This window comes from Holdemanella sp. MSK.7.32, assembly GCF_024460475.1.
In the GTDB taxonomy this organism is placed as follows: Bacteria; Bacillota_I; Bacilli_A; order Erysipelotrichales; family Erysipelotrichaceae; genus Holdemanella.
This window is the reverse complement of record NZ_JANFYN010000133.1, coordinates 1-368: the sequence shown is the minus strand read 5'-3', so window position 1 is coordinate 368 and position 368 is coordinate 1. Positions and strand designations below refer to the sequence as shown.

Annotated in this window: 1 protein-coding gene; it reads left to right on the top strand. The window is 31.0% G+C overall.

The genetic code is table 11. The features are described 5' to 3' along the window. On the top strand, positions 1-257 hold a 257-nt coding region (locus tag NE544_RS12130; protein WP_370866141.1), incomplete at its 5' end, for a hypothetical protein. Positions 258-368: the final 111 nt, after the last annotated feature.

Genomic DNA, 368 nt, shown 5'->3' with positions numbered 1-368 from the left:
ACAAAGAGTTATTGAATATCTACCAGGAAAGTGAAAAGGGTGATGTAAAAGTGTGTAGAGCATTAGATGAAATGTTTGAAGAATCAACAAACAAAGGAATCCAGATGGGCATCAGGCAAGGAATTGAACAAGGTATTGCACTAAATCAATTTGAAGTCTATCAAACCATGCTAGACAAAGGTTTTAGTGTTAAAGCTATCGCATCCATTTTCTCAGTGAGCGAAGAATCGATTAAAACGCTATTGATGAGAACTTAATTGGAGTGAAAGTGTTGAGAGCTAACTATATAAAATTCAAGTATTATTTATGAAAAAGTTTGAAAATATAAAATAACTAGATTTTTTAGTTAGTTTTAAATTGATCTTTGA